Raw genomic sequence first — 19,412 nt, 5'->3', positions numbered from 1 at the left:
GGTATTGATTCTTATTGACCGTGTAAAACCCGCAAGACGAATGAACCGGCAGAAACCGTAAGGGCAAATTGTAAAGAATGTAAATTCAATGCGAATAACAATGTTTCGCAATTGATACGAATACCTGTTTACCCTATATTCCGCCGCCTCAAATCCTTGGGGAGGGGAATAAAAATGGCACGTCAACACGCACAATTACCGGTCAGTTCACCACGTCTGCTCGCCTCGGCAATCGGTGTCGCAATCACCGCCGGCTCCGCTGGGCAGATGGTCTTCGCGGCGGAAAAAACCGACAGCAAAGCGTCCGGCAACGCCATCGCCCTGGACGCCACCGCCATCACCGGCGAAGCCCAGGACTCGACGTCCTACCAGGTCGAAAAAGCCTCCTCGCCCAAGTACACCGCGCCACTGGTCGACACGCCGCGCTCGGTCACCGTCATCCCGCAACAAGTGCTCAAGGACACCGGCGCGCTGAACATGCAGGACGCGCTGCGCACCGTGCCGGGCATCACCTTCGGCGCCGGTGAAGGCGGCAACCCGCAGGGCGATCGTCCGTTCATTCGCGGCTTCGACGCCCAAGGCGACACCTATCTGGACGGCGTGCGCGACACCGGTTCGCAGAGCCGTGAAATCTTCGCTGTGGAAAACATCGAAGTCAGCAAAGGCCCGAACTCGGCGATCGGCGGTCGCGGCGCAGCCGGCGGCAGCATTAATCTGGTGAGCAAGAAAGCCCATCTGGGCAACTCCTTCGACGGTGGCTTCACCTACGGCTCCGACCAGACCCAGCGCTACACCCTCGACGGCAACTACCAGTTCAGCGACAGCGCTGCCGGCCGTCTCAACCTGATGAGCCACGAGAGCAACGTCGCCGGTCGCGACAAGGTCGATTACGATCGTTGGGGCATCGCGCCCTCCCTGGCGTTCGGCCTGGGCACCGATACCCGCGTCAACCTTGATTACTATCACCTGGAAAGCAACGACACCCCGGACTCGGGCATCCCGTACACCATTCCCACCGGTGGTTCGGCCGCACGCACCAAGTCCAATCCGGACAAGCCGTACGCCGGTGGCGATCACGACAACTTCTATGGTCTGGATCGTGACTTCCGCAAGGGCCGCACCGACACCGCGACCTTCGCCATCGAGCACGACCTCAATGATGCGCTGACCATCAAGAACACCCTGCGCCACGGCAGCAGCATGCAGGATTACATCCTCACCCAGCCGGACGACAGCAAGGGCAACGTCAACAACGGCAGCGTCTGGCGTCGGGCCAACACGCGGGTGAGCAACACCGAAACCACCACCAACCAGACCGATCTGTTCGGCACCTTCTACGTGGGCGGTTTCAAGAACAGCTTCTCCACCGGTGTCGAATACACCCGTGAGCAGAGCGAGAAATCCTCGTACAACGTCAACACCGACACCACGCCGCGCACCAGCACCGTCACCACCAATTGCAACCCGGGCCTGATCGGCGCCGCCAGCGGTTACAACTGCACCTCGCTGTCGAACCCGAACCCGAACGATCCGTGGAACGGCGCGATCTCGCGTAACTACGCCGGTACCGACACCCAGGCCGACACCTACGCGCTCTACGTGTTCGACACGCTGGAATTGTCCGAGCAATGGCTGGTGAACATGGGCCTGCGCTACGACCACTTCGACACCGATTACAAAACCTACAACGCCGCAGGGACCACCACCTCCAAGGGCGATGACACCAGCGAATTCGTCACCGGTCAGTTCGGCGTGGTCTACAAGCCGGCGGAAAACGGCAGCATCTACGCATCTTATGCGACCTCGGCGACACCGCCGGGCAACACCTTGGGCGAAGGTCAGGAAGGCAACCCGCTGGGCGGCACACCGGATCGCAGCGGCAACCTGCTGAGCAGCGACATGGAGCCGGAAACCACCAAGAACTACGAGATCGGCACCAAGTGGGATCTGCTCAATGATCGCCTGTCGCTGACCGCCGACATCTTCCGCACCGAGAAGGAAAACGCTCGCGTGCAAGTCGATACCAGTTCCTACGAAAACGCCGGCAAGACTCGCGTGCAAGGCTTCGAACTGTCGGCCAGCGGCAAGATCACCGACAAGTGGCAGGTGTTCGCCGGTTACGCCTTCATGGACAGCGAACAGGTTGACGGTGGTCCGTTGGGTCGGGCCAACGACGGCAACGATCTGCCGAACACACCGAAAAACAGCGCCAGCCTGTGGACCACGTATCAGGTCACGCCAAAGCTGACGATCGGTGGTGGCGCGTTCTACGTCGACGACGTCTACGGCAGTGTCGCCAACACGACGATGGTCGATTCGTACGTGCGTTACGACGCGATGGCGGCCTACAAGCTGACCAAGAACGTCGACCTGCAACTCAACGTGCAGAACCTGACCGACGAAACCTATTACGACAAAGCCTTCTCGACCCACTTCGCCAACCAGGCGGCGGGACGTACGGCGCTGTTGAGCACCAATTTCCACTTCTGACCGATGTGAAAACCTGTGGGAGCGAGCCTGCTCGCGAAGGCAATCTTTCAGCAACATCGATGCTGACTGACACACCGCTTTCGCGAGCAGGCTCGCTCCCACAGGGAATGCGCCGCGAGGCTCGGCCCCGTTCATTCAGTTGAACGGGGCTTTCGTGTGTTACGCAAAACGCTTCTTGATAACCCACGGCATAATGCGCGCCGTGATGACAATTTCCGAACGGACGGCGAGTGACGTGTTGAAGAAAACCCTGTTCCAGTTGCACTGGTTTTTTGGCATCACCGCAGGGCTGGTGCTGGCCCTGATGGGCATCACCGGCGCGGCCTATTCGTTTCAGGACGAGATCCTGCGCGCGCTGAATCCGTCCGTTCTGCAGGTGGAAAAACAGGTCGCCGGCGTGCTGCCGCCAGTGGAACTGGTGGAGCGCATCGAAGCTGCGTCCGGCAAGAAAGTCGCGATGCTCTGGGTCGAGACCGACAGCGGTCACGCCGCACGGGTGTTCTTCACCCCGCCCAAGGGCGAACGACGTGGCGAAATGCGCTACTTCGACCCGTACACCGCCGAGTTCAAGGGCGACGCCACCGGTCAGGACTTCTTCGGCCTGATGCTGCAACTGCACCGCTTCCTCGCCATGGGCGACACCGGGCGCAACATTACCGGCGCCTGTACCTTGATGCTGCTGTTCTTCTGCCTCTCCGGCCTTTATCTGCGCTGGCCACGCCAGTGGAACAGCTGGCGCGTGTGGTTGACCCTGGACTGGAAAAAGAAGGGCCGCGCGTTCAATTGGGATCTGCACTCGGTGGCCGGCACCTGGTGCCTTTTGGTCTATCTGCTGCTGGCGTTGACCGGCTTGTCATGGTCGTACGAGTGGTACAACAAAGGCCTGACCCGCCTGCTTTCCGACGCGCCGCAAAACGAACGCGTGCGCGGCGGTCGCGGCCCGGCGCCGGAAGGCCCGGCACCGACCGCCGACTACGCAGCGATGTGGAGCAGCATCTACAGCGCTGCCGGCCCGGGTCTGGCCGCGTACAACATTCGCATGCCGGCGGTGGCCGGCCAGCCGGCGACGGTGTTCTACCTGCTCGACAGCTCGCCCCATGACCGCGCGCTGAACCAGATCACCCTCGATCCGGCCACCGGCGTAGTCAAACGCGTCGACCGCTATGCCGACAAAAGCTTCAAGGCTCAACTGCTGACCAGCATTTATGCGCTGCACGTCGGCAGCTATTTCGGCCTTGTCGGGCGCATCATCGTCACGATCGCGGCGGTGTGCATGCCGCTGTTTTTCATCACTGGCTGGCTGCTGTATCTGGACCGTCGGCGCAAGAAAAAGCAGATCAAGGATGCCCGCCAAGGCCTCGCGCAACCGTCCGCCGAGGCTTCGGCCTGGCTGATCGGTTTCGCCAGCCAGAGCGGTTTCGCCGAACAATTGGCGTGGCAGACCGCCGGGCAATTGCAGGCCGCCGGGCTGCCGGTCAACGTGCAGCCGCTGGCCAATCTCAGCGAACAGGATCTGCGGGATTCCAATAACGCGTTGTTCGTGGTCAGCACCTTCGGCGACGGCGAAGCGCCGGACAGCGCCCGTGGTTTCGAGCGCAAAGTGCTGGCCAAAGCCTCGACACTCGACAGCCTCAACTACGCCGTGCTCGGCCTCGGCGATCGGCAGTACGCGCACTTCTGTGGCTTCGCCAAACGCTTGCATCAATGGCTCGGCGAGCACGGCGGCAAGACGCTGTTCGCCCCGGTGGAGGTCGATAGCGCCGATCCCTACGCGCTGCGTCACTGGCAAACGCAACTCGGCCAGCTCACCGGACAGGCGCCGAGCGAAACCTGGCAAGCACCCAGCTACGACAACTGGACGCTGGTGCGGCGCGAACTGATGAACCCCGACAGCAGCGGCGCGCCGGTCTATCTGCTCGGCCTCAAAGCCCCGGACACCCGCAGCTGGCTGGCCGGTGACCTGGTCGAAGTGCTGGCACGCAATTGCCCGTGGGCGATCGAACATTTCCTCGACGGCCTCGGCATCCGTGGCGAAACACCGGTGAAGGTCAACGGCATCGACGAGCCGCTGGAAGTGGCCCTCGCCTCACGCCAACTGCCCGAACACCGCGCGCATCTGGTCGGCCTGCATGCGCAGTCGCTGGTCGACGCGATGGTGCCGCTGGCCATGCGCGAATACTCCATCGCCTCGATTGCCGCTGACGGCGTGCTGGAGCTGATCGTGCGTCAGGAACAGCACAACGACGGCAGCCTCGGCATCGGCTCCGGCTGGCTCACCGAGCATGCGCCTGTGGGCGGCAGCATCAGCCTGCGCGTGCGGCGCAACAGCGGTTTCCACCTGCCGAACGAGCCCGTGCCGATGATCCTGCTGGGCAACGGCACAGGCCTCGCCGGCCTGCGCAGTTTGCTCAAGGCACGCATTGCCGATGGTCAGCAACGGCAGTGGCTGCTGTTCGGCGAGCGCAACCGCGAGCACGACTTCCTCTGCCGCGCCGAGCTCGAGGAGTGGTTGGTCAATGGTGATCTGGCGCGGCTGGATCTGGCGTTTTCGCGGGATCAGGCTGAGAAGGTTTATGTGCAGGATCGCTTGCGTGAGTCGGCGGATGAACTGAAGAAGTGGTTGGCTGATGGTGCCGTCATTTATATCTGCGGCAGCCTTCAAGGGATGGCCTCAGGCGTAGACCAGGCGCTCAACGATATCCTCGGCAGCGCCGAAGTCGAACGCCTGATCGAACAGGGCCGCTATCGCCGGGATGTTTACTAACGCCTGCGAAAAGCCCCTCACCCTAGCCCTCTCCCAATGGGAGAGGGGACCGATTGGGGGATGCTCGAGATCGACGCCGACCTGAGCGTTCTTCACTGAATCCATAGCCATAATCACCTCGGTCGGCTCCCTCTCCCTCTGGGAGAGGGCTGGGCGGGCGGCGTTCCGATGAGGGAAATGGGCTACTGTTAAATCTCCACTCAACTTCACAAGGACCGTGAAGCCATGCCAAGCCGCCCTACCCTCGCCCAATTCGCCCGCCACTTGCGCACCAACCAGACAGATTGCGAACACCTGCTCTGGCAGCGCCTGCGTTCCCGGCAGATAGCCAACCTGAAATTTCGCCGACAGTTTCCATGTCCGCCGTTTGTGCTGGATTTCTATTGTGTGGAGTTGAGATTGGCGATTGAGCTGGATGGTGGCCAGCATTATGAGACGGCCGGGGTGGTTCACGATCGGCGCCGGTCGAACTTCCTGTCTCAACAAGGCATTGAAGTCGTGCGATTCAGCAATCTTGAGGTGCTTCAGCAGATGGATGATGTATTAGAGCAGATCATCAGAGTTGCGGCAGAGCGGAAAATGCCCTCACCCTAGCCCTCTCCCAGAGGGAGAGGGGACTGATTGGGGGATGCTCGAGATCGACGCCGACCTGAGCGTTCTTCACTGAATCCAAAGCCACAATCACCTCGGTCTTCCAGGTCGATGCATGACGCAAGACACTTCGGTCGGCCCTCTCCCTCCCAGAGGGCGAGGTGACTGATTGGGTGATGCTTGAGATCGACGCCGACCTGAGCATTCTTCACTGAATCCAAAGCCACAATCACCTCGGTCTTCCAGGTCTATGCATGACGCAAGACACTTCGGTCGGCCCTCTCCCTCCCAGAGGGCGAGGTGACTGATTGGGTGATGCTTGAAATCGACGCCGACCTGAGCGTTCTTCACTGAATCCAAAGCCACAATCACCTCGGTCTTCGAGGTCGATGCTTAACGCGAGACACCTCGGTCGGCTCCCTCTCCCTCCGGGAGAGGGCTGGGGTGAGGGGCTTTTGATCCAGCGTGATTAAACAGGCTGCAACTTCTGCTCAAACACTGCTACACCATCCAGATCCCGCAACACCACGCTCATCTCGCCGCTCTGCCCTTCGATATTCACCTCACCAAAAAACTGAAACCCGGCAAACGGCGAAGTGTTCTGTGCGGGCGGTGCTTTCTCGAACACCACCTCTGGGCCAAACGTCTTGTCCAACGGATTCGGCCCGAAACTGCCGGCGTTCAACGGTCCGGCAACAAATTCCCAGAACGGTTCGAAATCCTGAAACGCCGCGCGGTCCGGATGATAGTGATGCGCCGCGCAGTAGTGCACGTCCGCCGTCAGAAACACGAAATTGCGCACCTGCTGCGCGCGCAGGAATCCGAGCAGCTCGGCGATTTCCAGCTCTCGCCCCTGCGCCGGGCCGGGGTCGCCGTTGGCCACGGCTTCCCAACGCGCAACGCCCGGACTGACCTCGCCGTCCGGCACGCCAAGGCCGATGGGCATGTCGGCGGCGATGACTTTCCACTGCGCCTTCGATGCCTGCAATTCACGCTTGAGCCAGTCCAGCTGCTCGCGGCCGAGAAACGGTTTTGCCGCGCCAAGGTTGGCATCGTTGGCTTCGCGATAGCTGCGCATATCCGGCACGAATACGTCGAGCATCGGCCCGTAGCTGAGCTTGCGATAAATCCGCCCGCCGCCGTCCGCCGCTTGCAAACGCATCGGCGCATATTCCAGCCACGCCTGCCGCGCGCGGCCGACCAGCTTGTGGATATCTTTCTCCTGATAGCGTTCATCCATCTGCTTGCCCGGCGACCAGTTGTTGACCACTTCGTGGTCGTCCCACTGCCAGATCTGCGGCACTTCGGCGTTGAAGCGGCGGATGTTTTCGTCCATCAGGTTGTAGCGATAGTTGCCGCGATAATCGTCGAGGGTCTGCGCGACTTTGCTTTTGGCTTCAGTGGTGACATTGCGCCAGATGCGCCCGCTTTCTGTGGTCAGTTGCGCGGGCACCGGGCCGTCGGCGTAGATGGTGTCGCCGCTGTGAATAAAGAAGTCCGGCAGGCGCAGGCGCATGGCTTCGTAGATGCGCATGCCGCCGATGTCCGGGTTGATCCCGAAGCCCTGGCCGACGGTGTCACCGCTCCAGACAAAACGGATGTCGCGTTTTGTCGTTGGCACGCTGCGCAGATGGCCGAACCACGGCTCGCTGGCGACCCCGCTCTGGGCATCTTCGAAGTGCACGCGATAGAAAATCGCCTGGTTGGCCGGCAGGCCGGTGAGTTCGACGCGGGCGGTGAAATCGCTGCGCGCATCGGCCAGTGGCGAGACGAATTTGCGCGGGTTGCCGAACAGGCTGCCGGTGTCCCACTCGACCACCATGCGCGCCGGCCGATCGCTGCGACTCCAGATCATCGCGCGGTCGCCGAGCAGGTCGCCGGACTGCACGCCGTCGGTGAGCTGCGGACGATCCTTGACCGAGGCAATCACCGCCGGCGCCAGCCCCGGCAGCAACAGCCCGGCGCCGACCGCTTGCATGACGCGACGCCGACCGAGATTGAAATCGCTCATGGTGTTCTCCCTGCAAAAGGGAAAACTTAAGCACGGGTGTATGAATCCGCTATGACAATGCAGACTCCTGTGGGAGCGAGCCTGCTCGCTCCCACAGGGATTTGGTGTTGTCGGTCAGGCCTTGGCGGGCTCCAGCGGCAGCTCGACAGCCTCAGGCCGTTTGAGCAGCGCATACACCACCGCCGTGACCAGGCTCCCCGCAACAATCGCCAGCAGATACAGCAGCGCATGGTTGATCGCATTGGGGATCGCCAGCACGAACAAGCCACCGTGCGGCGCCATCAGTTTGCAGCCGAAGTACATCGACAAGGCACCGGTCAGCGCGCCGCCAGCGATGCTCGCTGGAATCACCCGCAGCGGATCTTTCGCGGCAAACGGAATCGCCCCTTCCGAGATAAAGCACAGGCCCAGCACGAACGCTGCTTTGCCGGCCTCGCGCTCGGTCTGCGCGAACTTGCGCCGGGCAATGAAGGTGGCGATACCCAGGCCAATCGGCGGCACCATGCCGGCGGCCATGGTCGCGGCCATCGGTGCGTAACTCTGCGAGGCCAGCAGCCCCACCGAGAACGCATAGGCAGCCTTGTTGATCGGCCCGCCGAGGTCGACGCACATCATGCCGCCGAGCAATACGCCGAGCAGAATCGCGTTGGTGGTGCCCATGCTGTCGAGAAACTGGGTAAGCGCGGCGAGCATGCCGGCGACCGGTTTGCCGACCACGTAAATCATCACCAGGCCGGTGACCAGACTGGCCAGCAACGGGATGATCAGAATCGGCTTCAGCGCTTCCAGGCTCTGCGGCAATTTCACATAGCGGGCGATGGCTTTGGCAGCGTAACCGGCAATGAAACCAGCAATGATCCCCCCGATGAATCCGGCGCCCAGAGTGCCTGCGAGCAAACCGCCGATCATCCCCGGCGCAAGGCCCGGGCGATCGGCGATCGAGTAGGCGATGTAACCGGCGAGTAGCGGCACCATCAGCTTGAACGCGGTGTCGCCGCCGATCTGCATCAACGCCGCCGCCAGCGTGCCTTCTTCCTTGTAAGCGGTGATGCCGAACACGAAGGACAACGCGATCAGCAAACCACCCGCCACCACCATTGGCAGCATGTACGACACACCCGTGAGCAGGTGCTTGTAGACGCCGGTTTTCTCGGACTTGGTCGGGGCCTTGCCGTCGCTTGCCGCACTTTCGACAGCGCCTTCGGCCAAGGCTTTTTTCAAAGTCGCTTCAGACTGCTTCAGCGCAACGCCCGTGCCGCAGCGATAGATTTTCTTGCCGGCGAAACGCTCGGTGGCGACGTCGATATCCGCCGCCAGCAACACCACGTCAGCCTCGGCGATGGCCGTTGCGCTGAGTGGTGTTTTCGCGCCGACCGAGCCTTGGGTTTCGACCTGCAATTCATAACCCAGACGCTTGGCGGTCTGCTGCAACGCTTCGGCGGCCATGAAGGTGTGGGCGACGCCGGTCGGGCAGGCCGTGATGGCGACGATGCGTGGCGCACGTGGCGCGTCAATCGCCGGTTCGACTGCGCTGGCCACGTAGACTTCGGCTTCTTCAGCACCGCGACGCAGTACCGCTTCGACATCCTGCAGCGCCTGCGCCGGAGCGATCTGGAACACGCGCTTGCCGACAAACCGGCTCATGTCCACCGCGCCAGTGGTGACCAGCAACACCCACTCGGCGGCTTCGATGGTCGCCGCCGACAACTCGCGTTCCGGATGTGCCGGATCGACCACTTCAACGCTGGTGCTCCAGCCCTGGCGCTGCGCCGCTGCATCGAGCAGGCGCGCGCACAGCACACTGGTGACCATGCCGTTCGGGCAAGCCGTAACAATGGCTAACTTCATGACAAACCCTCTTATTGTTCTGTCAGGGGGCGCACGCGCACGCCCTGTTCGAGCTGCGCCAGTTGCGCAGCGTCGTTGATGCCAAAACCGATCTGGGTCACCGCCATTGCCGCAATCGCGGTGGCGGTGCGCAGGGTTTGCTCCGGCGTATCAGCACTGAGCAGACCGTGGAGCATGCCAGCCAGCAATGAATCGCCGGCACCGACCGTGCTGGCCACGCTGACTTTCGGCGGCGAGGCATGCAGGGCCGAGCCGACACTGAACCAGTTGACCCCGTCAGCGCCGTGAGAGATCACCACGTGCTCGATGCCTTGCGCATGCAAACGTGCGGCGGCTTGTGCTTCGGCGATCGGCGACACCACTTCGCAGCCGAGGGCGTGGGCCAATTCTTCGGTGTTCGGTTTGATCAGCCAGGGGCTGGCCTGCAACGCGACGCGCAAGGCTTCACCACTGGAATCGAGGGCGACTTTCAAGCCGAGCGCGTTCAAGCTTTCAATCAGCTCGCGCAACCATTGCGCAGTGACGCCACGCGGCAGACTGCCGGCGACCACCACCGCATCGTGCCCCGGTGCGATCTGCAGCAAGCGATCAAGCAAAGCTTGCTGCGCCATTGCATCGACCATTGGCCCCGGACCGTTGATGTCGGTGATGCGTCCGTCCTGTTCGGCGACCTTGATGTTGCTGCGCGTCTCGCCCGGCACGCGGATGAACGCGTCGACAAAACCACGCTTGGCGAACAGGGTTTCGAACGCTTGCAGATTGTCTTCGCCGAGAAAACCGCTGACGGTGACCTGATGGCCGAGATCCGCCAGCACCTGGGCGACGTTGACGCCTTTGCCCGCAGCGTGGGTGTGCATCTCCTCGCTGCGATTGACCTGACCGGCATCCAGCCGCGACAGCTCGACGGTGAGGTCGAGTGCCGGGTTGAGTGTCAGGGTGAGAATCTTGGCCATTACAGGGCCTCCACTAATGCGCGCACTTCATTCGCGCTGCCCACGGCCAGGGCCTGTTGAGCGAGGGTTTGCGCCTGGGGCAGGCTGAGTTCACGGATGCGCGCCTTGACTTCGGCAATGCTGCGCCCGGACACGCTGAGCTCGTCGACACCGAGGCCAACCAGCACCGGCACCGCCAGCGGATCCGCCGCCAGCTCGCCGCAGACACCCACCCATTTGCCATGGGCATGGGCGGCACGCACGGTGATGTCGATCAGTTGCAGGACCGCCGGGTGCAAGCCGTCCGCTTGTGCAGACAGCGTCGGATGACCACGGTCGATGGCCAGGGTGTATTGGGTCAGGTCGTTGGTGCCGACGCTGAAGAAATCCACTTCCTTGGCCAGCACTGGCGCAAGCAACGCGGCGGACGGCACCTCGATCATGATCCCCAGTTGCAGGTCGGCGACTGGAATTTCCAAACGCAAGCGTTCGGTCATGTCGCGGGCCTGGCGCCACTCTTCGACGCTGCCGACCATCGGGAACATGATCCGCAGCGGACGGTTGTCGGCCGAACGCAGCAAGGCGCGCAGTTGCGCTTCCATGATCTGCGGACGCTGCAGGGTCAGGCGAATGCCGCGCACGCCGAGGAACGGGTTTTCTTCCTTGGCGATCGGCCAATACGGCAGCGGTTTGTCGCCGCCGACGTCGAGCGTGCGCACCACCAGCGGCCGTCCGGCCAGACCATCGAGGACGCGACGGTATTCGGCTTCCTGGGTCGCCTCATCCGGCGCCTGCGGGTGGGCCATGAAAATCAGTTCGGTGCGCAGCAGGCCAATGCCTTCGGCGCCCTGCTCCACCGCGCTGGTCACCCCAGCGCTTTCGCCGATGTTGGCGAACACTTCGACGGCGTGGCCGTCGGTGGTGTGTGCCGGTTGATGGCGTTGTTCGGCGGCGATCTTCAGGCGTTGCTCGCGGGTGTCGCGCTCTTCAGCGGCACGTTTGAGGGTCGCGGCATCGGCGTCGACATGCAGACGGCCACGCTGACCGTCGAGCAATAGCGGCGTGCCCGGCTCGAGCAACAGCACCGCTGCACCCGCGCCGACCAGTGCTGGAATACCGAGGGCACGAGCGACGATGGCGCTGTGCGCGGTAGCGCCGCCGCGCGCGGTGAGAATCCCCGCAACCCGCGCAGGATCCAGACGCGCGACATCGGACGGGCCGACTTCGTCCATCACCAGAATGTACGGTTGCTCAGGTTCGTTCGCGGTCTGCACGCCACACAATTGCGCCAGCACCCGGCGACCGATGTCGCGCAGATCGGCGGCACGCTCGGCGAGCAAAGCGTCCTGCAGCGATTCCTGCTGTTTGGCCGCCGCTTCGATCACCGCCATCCACGCCGCTTCGGCGCTTTCGCCTTGCTTGAGGCGGGTGTCGACTTCATCGGTCAGATCCGGGTCGTCGAGCATTTCCTGGTGAGTAATGAAAATCTCGCGAATCGCCTTGGCCTTGCTGCGTTCGATCAAGCCTTGAATGTCGCGGCGCACGTCGCTAAGCGCTTGCTTGAGGCGCTCGCGCTCGATCGCGGCAGATTCGCCGCGCAACGGGTAATCGATGGCTTGAAGCACCTGAATGTGCGCAGGGCCGATGGCGATGCCCGGTGCGGCAGGAATCGCCTGCAACAGGCTGCCGGAGGCCGGCGCGATCAGCACTTCGGCGATGTCGGCGATCACTTCGCGCTGCTGACTCACGGCCGGCAGCGGCTCGACTTCCTCACCGAGGCCTTCTTCAATCGCCGCGAGCAGGGCCGGCAAGGCATCGGCGGCGATGCTCGGTTCGGCAATCAGCTCCAGCACCTGACCGCGCCGGGCGCCGAGGCTGAGCAGTTTGCTCAGGCTTTTCACCGACACGGCACTGTCTTGGCTGTCGACGATGCGCACGCGAATTTCGCCGTCAAAACTCTTCGCCAGTTGCGCAAGGATCTTCGCCGGGCGCGCATGCAGACCGTGGGCGTTGGCCAGGGCAATACGCGCGCTCGGCCAGTCGGCGGGCAATTCACCGCCCAGCACTTCGAGGACTTTGCGGCTGCTGGTGGCGCGGCCCAGTTCGTGGCCGCGACCTTCGATCAGCAACGCGCACAAACGCTCGAGCAGCGCCTGATGCGCTTCGCCCAGACTCGCCAGGCAGAAGAGACCGCTAAGCGGCTGGCCGAGGTAGCGCATCGGTTTGTCCGGGGTGACGAACGCCAGTCCCGGACGCTTCACGGTCTGCTCGCTGTGCAGCCACCACAGGCCGTCGCCCAGTGGCAGCGCTTCAACCTGCTGCAACACGCCGGCAAAGCCGTTGCTCACACAATCGGCCTGACGCAGCAGACGTGCGCCGCGCCAGACCAGTTCTTCGAAATCATCGGCCGACACGCCGAGGCCGATCATCTGCGCATCAAGCGCCAGTTCCTGCGGCGCGCCTTGCAGCAGCTTCAGCAGCGCTTCGGGCGAGCTGGCGCGACGCAGGGCCTGGCCCAGATCGGTCTCGCCGAGGGCGCGGGTCAGCAGTTGCAGCAGGCGCAGGTGTTCATCGGATTTCGCCGCGATGCCGATCGCCAGATAAACGATCTGGCCATCGCCCCAATCAACGCCGTCAGGGAACTGCATCAGGCGCACGCCGGTGGCGAATACCTGATCGCGGGTTTCCGGCGTACCGTGGGGAATGGCGATGCCTTGACCGAGAAAGGTCGAGCCCTGGGCTTCCCGGGCCTGCAGGCCGGCGAGGTAGCCGTCGGCAACCAGACCATCGGCGACCAGATGACTGGCCAGCAATTGCAGGGCAGCGGGTTTATCCACGGCCGACTGGCCCATGGATATCTGCTCTATAGTGAGCTCGAGCATGCGATCTCCTTTTTGGCGCAGTTCAACGCCAGGTATTGTTTTGAATGGTTCACAGCTTAGGCGCTCTGCCGCGCTTTTCAGCGGCAGTTTTGGCGGTTTCACGGCAGGACCGGCCAAAGGCGTCTAAAACGTAGAAAATACGCTTGCTGAAACGTTTAATCTAGATTGATCGGCACGTTACTCGATAATGTCTCATCCTTGAAGTCCAACTGGTCGGATCTGCCCAGGCAATAAGTCGACTGCCCTTATCGGGTAGGATTGGCGAAAATGTCGCGGCATGCTCGAAAAACAAGGAAATACCGGGTTGAAACTCAGTGATATCGCGCGGTTGGCCGGCGTCTCCGTCACCACCGCCAGCTACGTCATCAACGGCAAGGCCGAACAGCAACGCATCAGCAACGCGACCGTCGAGCGCGTGCGCGCGGTGGTCGATCTGCACGGCTTTACGCCCAATCCGCAAGCGGCCGGCCTGCGCAGTCGGCACACGCGCACCTTGGGCTTTATCCTGCCGGATCTGGAAAACCCCAGTTACGCGCGGATCGCCAAGTTGCTCGAACAAGGCGCGCGGGCTCGCGGTTATCAATTGCTGATCGCCAGCTCAGACGATGCGCCGGACAGCGAGCGCCAGTTGCTGCAACTGTTCCGCGCGCGCCGATGCGATGCGCTGATCGTCGCCAGTTGCCTGCCGGCCGGTGATGACAGCTATCGCCAGTTGCAGGCCAAGGGTCTGCCGATCATCGCCATCGACCGGGTCATGGAACCGGAGCATTTCTGCTCGGTGATCAGCGACGACCGCGAGGCCAGCCTGCATCTGACCCAGAGCCTGCTCGATCCGCAGCCAAAGCAGATCGTCCTGCTAGGCGCACGCCCGGAGCTGAGCATCAGCCAGGAGCGTGCCGCCGGTTTCCGCGCAGCGCTCAAAGACTTCAAAGGTGAGGTGCTGATCGAGCACGCCGAGTCGTTCAGCCGCGAGTGCGGCAAGCAATTGATGGAAGAACTCCTGCAGCGTCTGGGGCATTTGCCTGACGCGCTGGTGACAACGTCCTACGTGCTGCTGCAAGGCGTGTTCGATGCGCTGCATGATTTCCCGCTGAAATCGCGGCCGCTGCGCTTGGGCACGTTCGGCGACACGCAGTTGCTGGATTTCCTGCCGTTGCCGGTCAACGCCATGTCCCAGCAACACCAGTTGATCGCCGACAAGGCCCTGGAACTGGCCCTGGCCGCCGTCGAGCAGGACGACTACCAACCGGGCGTGCAAGCCATTGCGCGGACCTTCAAGCAGCGTATTCATCGGGACTGAAGCGTGGAGCTGATCGACAGCCACACCCACCTCGACTTCCCCGACTTCGACGCCGATCGCGCAGAGTTGCTGGCCGAAAGCCGCGCCCTCGGCGTGCGGCGCATCGTCGTGCTGGGCGTGCATCAGGGCAACTGGCAACGGGTGTGGGACCTGGTGCAGAGCGATGCCGACCTGTACGCCGCGTTCGGTCTGCATCCGGTGTTCCTCGATCAGCATCGCTCCGAGGATTTGCTCGCACTGGGTGACTGGCTGACACGCCTGCGCGGGCATCGGCAGTTGTGTGCGGTGGGCGAGATAGGCCTGGATTACTTCCTCGAAAACCTCGATCGCGAGCGGCAACAGTCGTTGTTCGAAGCGCAGCTGCAACTGGCGGCGGACTTCGAGCTGCCGGCGCTGATCCACGTACGCCGCAGCCACGCGGCGGTGATCGCCACGCTCAAGCGCTTCAAGCTCAAACGCGCCGGCATCATCCACGCCTTCGCCGGCAGCCGTGAGGAAGCGCGGGAATACCTCAAGCTCGGGTTCAAACTGGGTCTCGGCGGTGCTCCGACCTGGCCGCAGGCGTTGCGCATGCATCGGGTCCTGCCGGAACTGCCGCTGCAATCGGTGGTACTGGAAACCGACTCACCGGACATGGCCCCCGCCATGTTCCCCGGCCAGCGCAACAGCCCGGCGCATCTGCCGGCGATTTGCGCGGCGCTGGCCGAGCTGATGAATATCACGCCTGAACAACTGGCCAACGCCAGCACCGCCAACTGCTGCGAAGTCTTCGGCTGGTAACACGTACCCGGGTAGGAGCTGACGAGTGCAACGAGGCTGCGATCTTTTGATCTTCAGAGGCAAAGTCAAAAGATCGCAGCCTCGTTGCACTCGTCAGCTCCTACAGAGGGATGATGTGGGATTCAGACGCGAAACGCGCTGATCAGTTGTTTGAGTTCAACCACCTGCGCCGACAGCGCGCGGCTGGCATCTTCGGTCTGGTGCGCGCCTTGTGCCGTGCGTTCGCCGGCACGGTTGATCTCGACGATATTCTGGTCGATGTCGTGGGCCACGGCGGTCTGCTGTTCGACGGCGGCGGCGATCTGCTGGTTCTGATCGACGATCATGCCCACCGCGCCAAGGATGTTTTCCAGCGCCTGCTGGACCTTCTCCGACTGGCCCACCGTGCCGTTGGCCATCTGATGGCTGACGCCCATGGCCTTCACCGCCGCGCCGACGCCGCCATGCAGTTTGGCGATCATCTGCTCGATTTCTTCGGTCGATTGTTGGGTGCGTTTGGCCAAGGTGCGTACTTCGTCGGCGACCACGGCAAAACCGCGCCCCTGCTCGCCGGCTCGCGCGGCTTCGATAGCGGCGTTGAGCGCCAGCAGGTTGGTCTGTTCGGCGATGCTCTTGATCACTTCCAGTACACGGCTGATCGACTGGCTGTCGCTGGCCAGTTGATTGATCACCAGCACCGACTGATCGATTTCGCTGGCCAGCGCGGCAATGCTGCCCTGCTGCGATTCCACCAGCCCGCGTCCGCTGAGGGTTTCGTCGTTGACGCTGTGGGCGCTGCTCACCGCAGCGGCGGCACTGCGAGCGACTTCCATTGAGGTCGCCGACATCTGGTTCATCGCCGTCGCCACTTGTTCGATCTGCGAGCGCTGCCCGGCCACGGCCTGATTGCTCTGCGCCGACACGCTCTCCACCTGCCCGGCCTGGCGCTCGACCTCACCCACGGTGTGGCCCACGCGTTCGATCAAGTCGTGAATCTTCTTCACCGTACCGTTGAACACCTCGCCCAACTCGCCCAGTTCATCACGGCTGCTGGCCTTGAAGTTGACGGTCATGTCACCGGCCGCGACCTTGTCCATCATCGCGCCCAGGCTTTTCAGGGTGGTCCGGGTCGAGGCGTAGAAACCGCCATAAAGATAGAAAATCAGCACGAACACCACCGACAACGCCGAGGCTTGCAGAATCATGTGCGTGCGGTTCTGCGCCAGACGCTGCTGCAACTGGCTGTCGAGGAATTTCAGCGTGGCCTGATTGAGCTGGTAGGTGTGTTCCATCAGCCCGGTGACCTGATCGTAGAATGCCTGCCACGGCGCATCGAGGGTGTCGGCCATCACCACTTGTTCTTCGAACAGCTCGCTGGCCTGCTTGAGCGAAGCCTTGCTGGTGTCGGCCTGGGCACTGAGGGATTCGCGCGCAGCACTGCTGGAACCGAGGGCGTCTTGCAGTTTCAGGGCGTACTCGGCCTGGAGTTTTTCGATCTGCACCAGCAACTCGTCGAAACGCGTGCTCGAGGAACTGTTGAGAAAGCCCTGGCCCAACGAATACGAACCCATCGCCCGGCCTTCGCCGAGGGTTTGCGTGACGCTGGGGGTGATCAGCGTAACCAGTTCGCTGAGCTGACGAATGTCGCTCTGGTTGTCGCGGCTCAACCCGGCCTGACTGGTGATGATCTGGCTGAAAATCTGCGCACTGGCCAGCAACTTGCCGATCAACGCGCTTTTGCTTTGCAGCGAGCTCTCTGCTTGCTGGGCCTTGAACGCGGCGATCATTTCATCGCGCTTGGCCTCGAATTGCTTGATCTGCTCGGGGTCTTCGGTCATCGCCGTCAGCCCTTCGAGCCGCGCGAGCACTGCTTGCTCCAGCGTCTGGATCTGCGCCTCGACATTGCCGGCCTTGCCGGACTGGCCGAGGGTGACGTCGATCTGCACCAGATTGTTCAAGGTCTCCAGATCCCGGCGCAGGGTCAGGCTGCTGCCCAGCAGGTCGAGGCTCTGCAATTCGACGCGAGTGCCCTGAAATTCGCGATAGGAATCGCGTACCAGATAGAAATTGGTCACCAGCATCGGCACCAGGAACAGCACGCTGATCAGGCTGAACTTCATGCCGAAGCTCAGACGGTTCATCAGCGAGACGGCGGGATAGAGCAAGCTCTTCACTGGAAGTCTCCCTTGGTTTTTCTTGTTTTTATTGGCAGGCGCGGGACGAGAGCAGATAGCCACTATCGGGCGCTATCTCTGTATAGCGTAAATCGGCGGGAGGTTTTGTAACTTAAGGTTAATGGCAATGCAGTGATCGCCAAATCAAAAGCAAAAAGATCGCAGCCTTCGGCAGCTCCTACAGGGAAATGCGTTCCAAGGTAGGAGCTGCCGAAGGCTGCGATCTTTTGATCTTGCTGTAATCAGTGAACCAGAACCGTCCACAAGGCAAACCCGGCATACCACAGCACCGCCGCACGCAGCAGCAGTTCCCACAGGCAATCGAGGGTGTTGATGCCGTCCGGGCCGACCACTGGCGGTGGAACTTCCCCGGCTGCCAGGCCGACCTTGTTGATCAACTGCGCAGCGCTGATGTTCCAGTTGAGCAGCTCATGCAGCATCACCCGGCTGACCGCGACGAAGTTGCCGACCAACGCAAGACTTGCCGCCAGCAAACGCACCGGCACCCAATCGAAAGCGTGACGCAATTGCGCAGCACGCTCGACCAGCGCCGGATTGCAGCCGTGCTCTTCGGCCAGCGCCAGCAAACGATAGGCCAATGCCGCCACGGGGCCGAGAAGGAAGTACCAGAAGATCACCGCGAAGAAACTCTGATAGGCCTGCCACAGCAGATGCCCTTGCACCCGCTCGAGCAACTGCTCGCCGTTGTCGGCGCAGATATCCAGATCGCGCTTGGCGACGTGCGCCGCCGCTTGCAGATCCTCACGGCGCCAGGCATCGCGGAACGGGCCGAGGCCGCCGAGCAGATCGCCGCGTCCGAGGCTGTAGATCACCACCAGCAAATGCACCGGCAGCGCCAGCAAACCGTACGCCACAGGTTCCAGCACCAGCAGCAACAGCGCCAGCAACGCCACCGGGCACAGCACCAGAATCGTCAGCACCAGCCACGGTTGCCTGGCCAGCCGTTTGCTGTTTTCGAGTTTGTGCAGTTCGCGGATCCATCCGCCGTCGCGTTGAAGCCGATGGCGCAGAGCCGAAAACTTCTCGATCCACACCGCCAGCAGTAACACCAGAAAACTCATTGTCCTTCCTCTTTTGCCAGGGCGGCGCGGTAGCGTGCCCAGTCGAATGCCGGTCCCGGATCGGTCTTGCGCCCCGGCGCGATATCGCTGTGGCCGCAGATGCGCTGATCGGTGATCGCCGGAAAGCGTTTCTGCAACTGCCGGGTCAGCGCAGTCAACGCGCGATATTGCTCGTCGGTGAACGGCAGATCATCGGTGCCTTCCAGCTCGATGCCCACGGAAAAATCGTTGCAGGTTTCACGGCCTTCGAACATCGAAACGCCGGCATGCCACGCCCGTTCCAGACAGGAGACAAACTGGGTGACGTTGCCGTCACGTTCGATCAGAAAATGCGCCGAGACGCGCAGGTCAGCGATGCCTGCAAAGTACGGGTGTTCGGTGACATCCAGACGATTCTGGAAAAATTCCTGCACCTTGCCCGTGGCGAATTGCGCCGGCGGCAGGCTGATGTTGTGGATGACCAACAGGGACACTTCGCCCGCCGGGCGCTCATTGAAGTTGGGCGACGGGCAGATCTGCACGCCATGACACCACCCGCTCGCGGGATCCAACTGCATACCGATTCCTTCAACGCCGACC

At 62.3% G+C, this 19,412-nt stretch carries 12 protein-coding genes; 5 read left to right on the top strand and 7 right to left on the bottom strand.

Annotated elements, in window-relative coordinates:
• Window positions 1-174 precede the first annotated feature (174 nt).
• The 3 genes from AB4N41_RS12785 (at window position 175) to AB4N41_RS12775 (ending at window position 5,848) form a co-directional block, all read left to right on the top strand.
• Window positions 175-2,490 (top strand): TonB-dependent receptor, encoded by a 2,316-nt coding sequence (locus AB4N41_RS12785; protein ID WP_252877440.1) that lies wholly within the window; start codon window positions 175-177, stop codon window positions 2,488-2,490.
• A 235-nt stretch (window positions 2,491-2,725) separates the two neighbouring features.
• The gene (locus AB4N41_RS12780; RefSeq protein WP_460138415.1) at window positions 2,726-5,254 is read left to right on the top strand and encodes a PepSY domain-containing protein; all 2,529 of its coding nucleotides are present in this window, start codon (window positions 2,726-2,728) and stop codon (window positions 5,252-5,254) included.
• Between the two features lie 225 nt (window positions 5,255-5,479).
• A complete protein-coding gene (locus tag AB4N41_RS12775; RefSeq protein WP_252877439.1) occupies window positions 5,480-5,848 on the top strand; it encodes an endonuclease domain-containing protein in 369 nt (122 codons plus the stop codon).
• A 466-nt stretch (window positions 5,849-6,314) separates the two neighbouring features.
• Here AB4N41_RS12775 and AB4N41_RS12770 read toward each other — a convergent pair whose 3' ends face one another.
• The 4 genes from AB4N41_RS12770 to ptsP all read right to left on the bottom strand — a co-directional run bounded on the left by AB4N41_RS12770 (window position 6,315) and on the right by ptsP (window position 13,518).
• Window positions 6,315-7,856, bottom strand: coding sequence for an alkaline phosphatase D family protein (locus AB4N41_RS12770; RefSeq protein ID WP_252877438.1), 1,542 nt, complete (start codon window positions 7,854-7,856; stop codon window positions 6,315-6,317).
• A gap of 114 nt (window positions 7,857-7,970) precedes the next feature.
• Window positions 7,971-9,704 carry a PTS fructose-like transporter subunit IIB gene (locus AB4N41_RS12765; RefSeq protein ID WP_252877437.1) on the bottom strand — a complete coding sequence of 578 codons (1,734 nt, stop codon included), beginning with the start codon at window positions 9,702-9,704 and terminating at the stop codon, window positions 7,971-7,973.
• 11 nt (window positions 9,705-9,715) lie between these two features.
• Window positions 9,716-10,657: a 1-phosphofructokinase gene (pfkB, locus tag AB4N41_RS12760; RefSeq protein ID WP_252877436.1), complete on the bottom strand. Its 942-nt coding sequence runs from the start codon at window positions 10,655-10,657 to the stop codon at window positions 9,716-9,718.
• The gene (gene ptsP / locus AB4N41_RS12755) at window positions 10,657-13,518 is read right to left on the bottom strand and encodes a phosphoenolpyruvate--protein phosphotransferase (protein WP_122610853.1); all 2,862 of its coding nucleotides are present in this window, start codon (window positions 13,516-13,518) and stop codon (window positions 10,657-10,659) included. Before ptsP ends, pfkB begins: the two co-directional genes overlap by 1 nt.
• A gap of 304 nt (window positions 13,519-13,822) precedes the next feature.
• Here ptsP and cra point away from each other — a divergent pair, with 304 nt between their 5' ends.
• Together cra and AB4N41_RS12745 are read left to right on the top strand one after the other, a co-directional pair.
• Window positions 13,823-14,818, top strand: coding sequence for a catabolite repressor/activator (cra, locus tag AB4N41_RS12750; protein ID WP_122699955.1), 996 nt, complete (start codon window positions 13,823-13,825; stop codon window positions 14,816-14,818).
• A 3-nt stretch (window positions 14,819-14,821) separates the two neighbouring features.
• Window positions 14,822-15,598 carry a TatD family hydrolase gene (locus tag AB4N41_RS12745; RefSeq protein WP_252877435.1) on the top strand — a complete coding sequence of 259 codons (777 nt, stop codon included), beginning with the start codon at window positions 14,822-14,824 and terminating at the stop codon, window positions 15,596-15,598.
• Between the two features lie 122 nt (window positions 15,599-15,720).
• On the opposite strand, the gene AB4N41_RS12740 is transcribed toward AB4N41_RS12745, so the two are convergent.
• The 3 genes from AB4N41_RS12740 to ampD form a co-directional block, all read right to left on the bottom strand.
• On the bottom strand, window positions 15,721-16,410 hold the full coding sequence (locus tag AB4N41_RS12740; RefSeq protein ID WP_370695133.1) for a methyl-accepting chemotaxis protein: 690 nt from the start codon (window positions 16,408-16,410) through the stop codon (window positions 15,721-15,723).
• A 1,583-nt stretch (window positions 16,411-17,993) separates the two neighbouring features.
• Window positions 17,994-18,833, bottom strand: a complete 840-nt coding sequence (gene ampE / locus AB4N41_RS12735; protein WP_252877433.1) for a regulatory signaling modulator protein AmpE — start codon at window positions 18,831-18,833, stop codon at window positions 17,994-17,996.
• Window positions 18,830-19,390: a 1,6-anhydro-N-acetylmuramyl-L-alanine amidase AmpD gene (gene ampD, locus AB4N41_RS12730; protein ID WP_095180353.1), complete on the bottom strand. Its 561-nt coding sequence runs from the start codon at window positions 19,388-19,390 to the stop codon at window positions 18,830-18,832. The genes ampE and ampD overlap by 4 nt, the downstream gene beginning before the upstream one ends.
• Between the last annotated feature and the right edge of the window lie 22 nt (window positions 19,391-19,412).

The sequence above is a fragment of the Pseudomonas sp. S2_A10 genome, from assembly GCF_054668465.1.
Note: the sequence above shows the minus strand (reverse complement) of the source record. Positions and strands in the feature narration are given on the sequence as shown.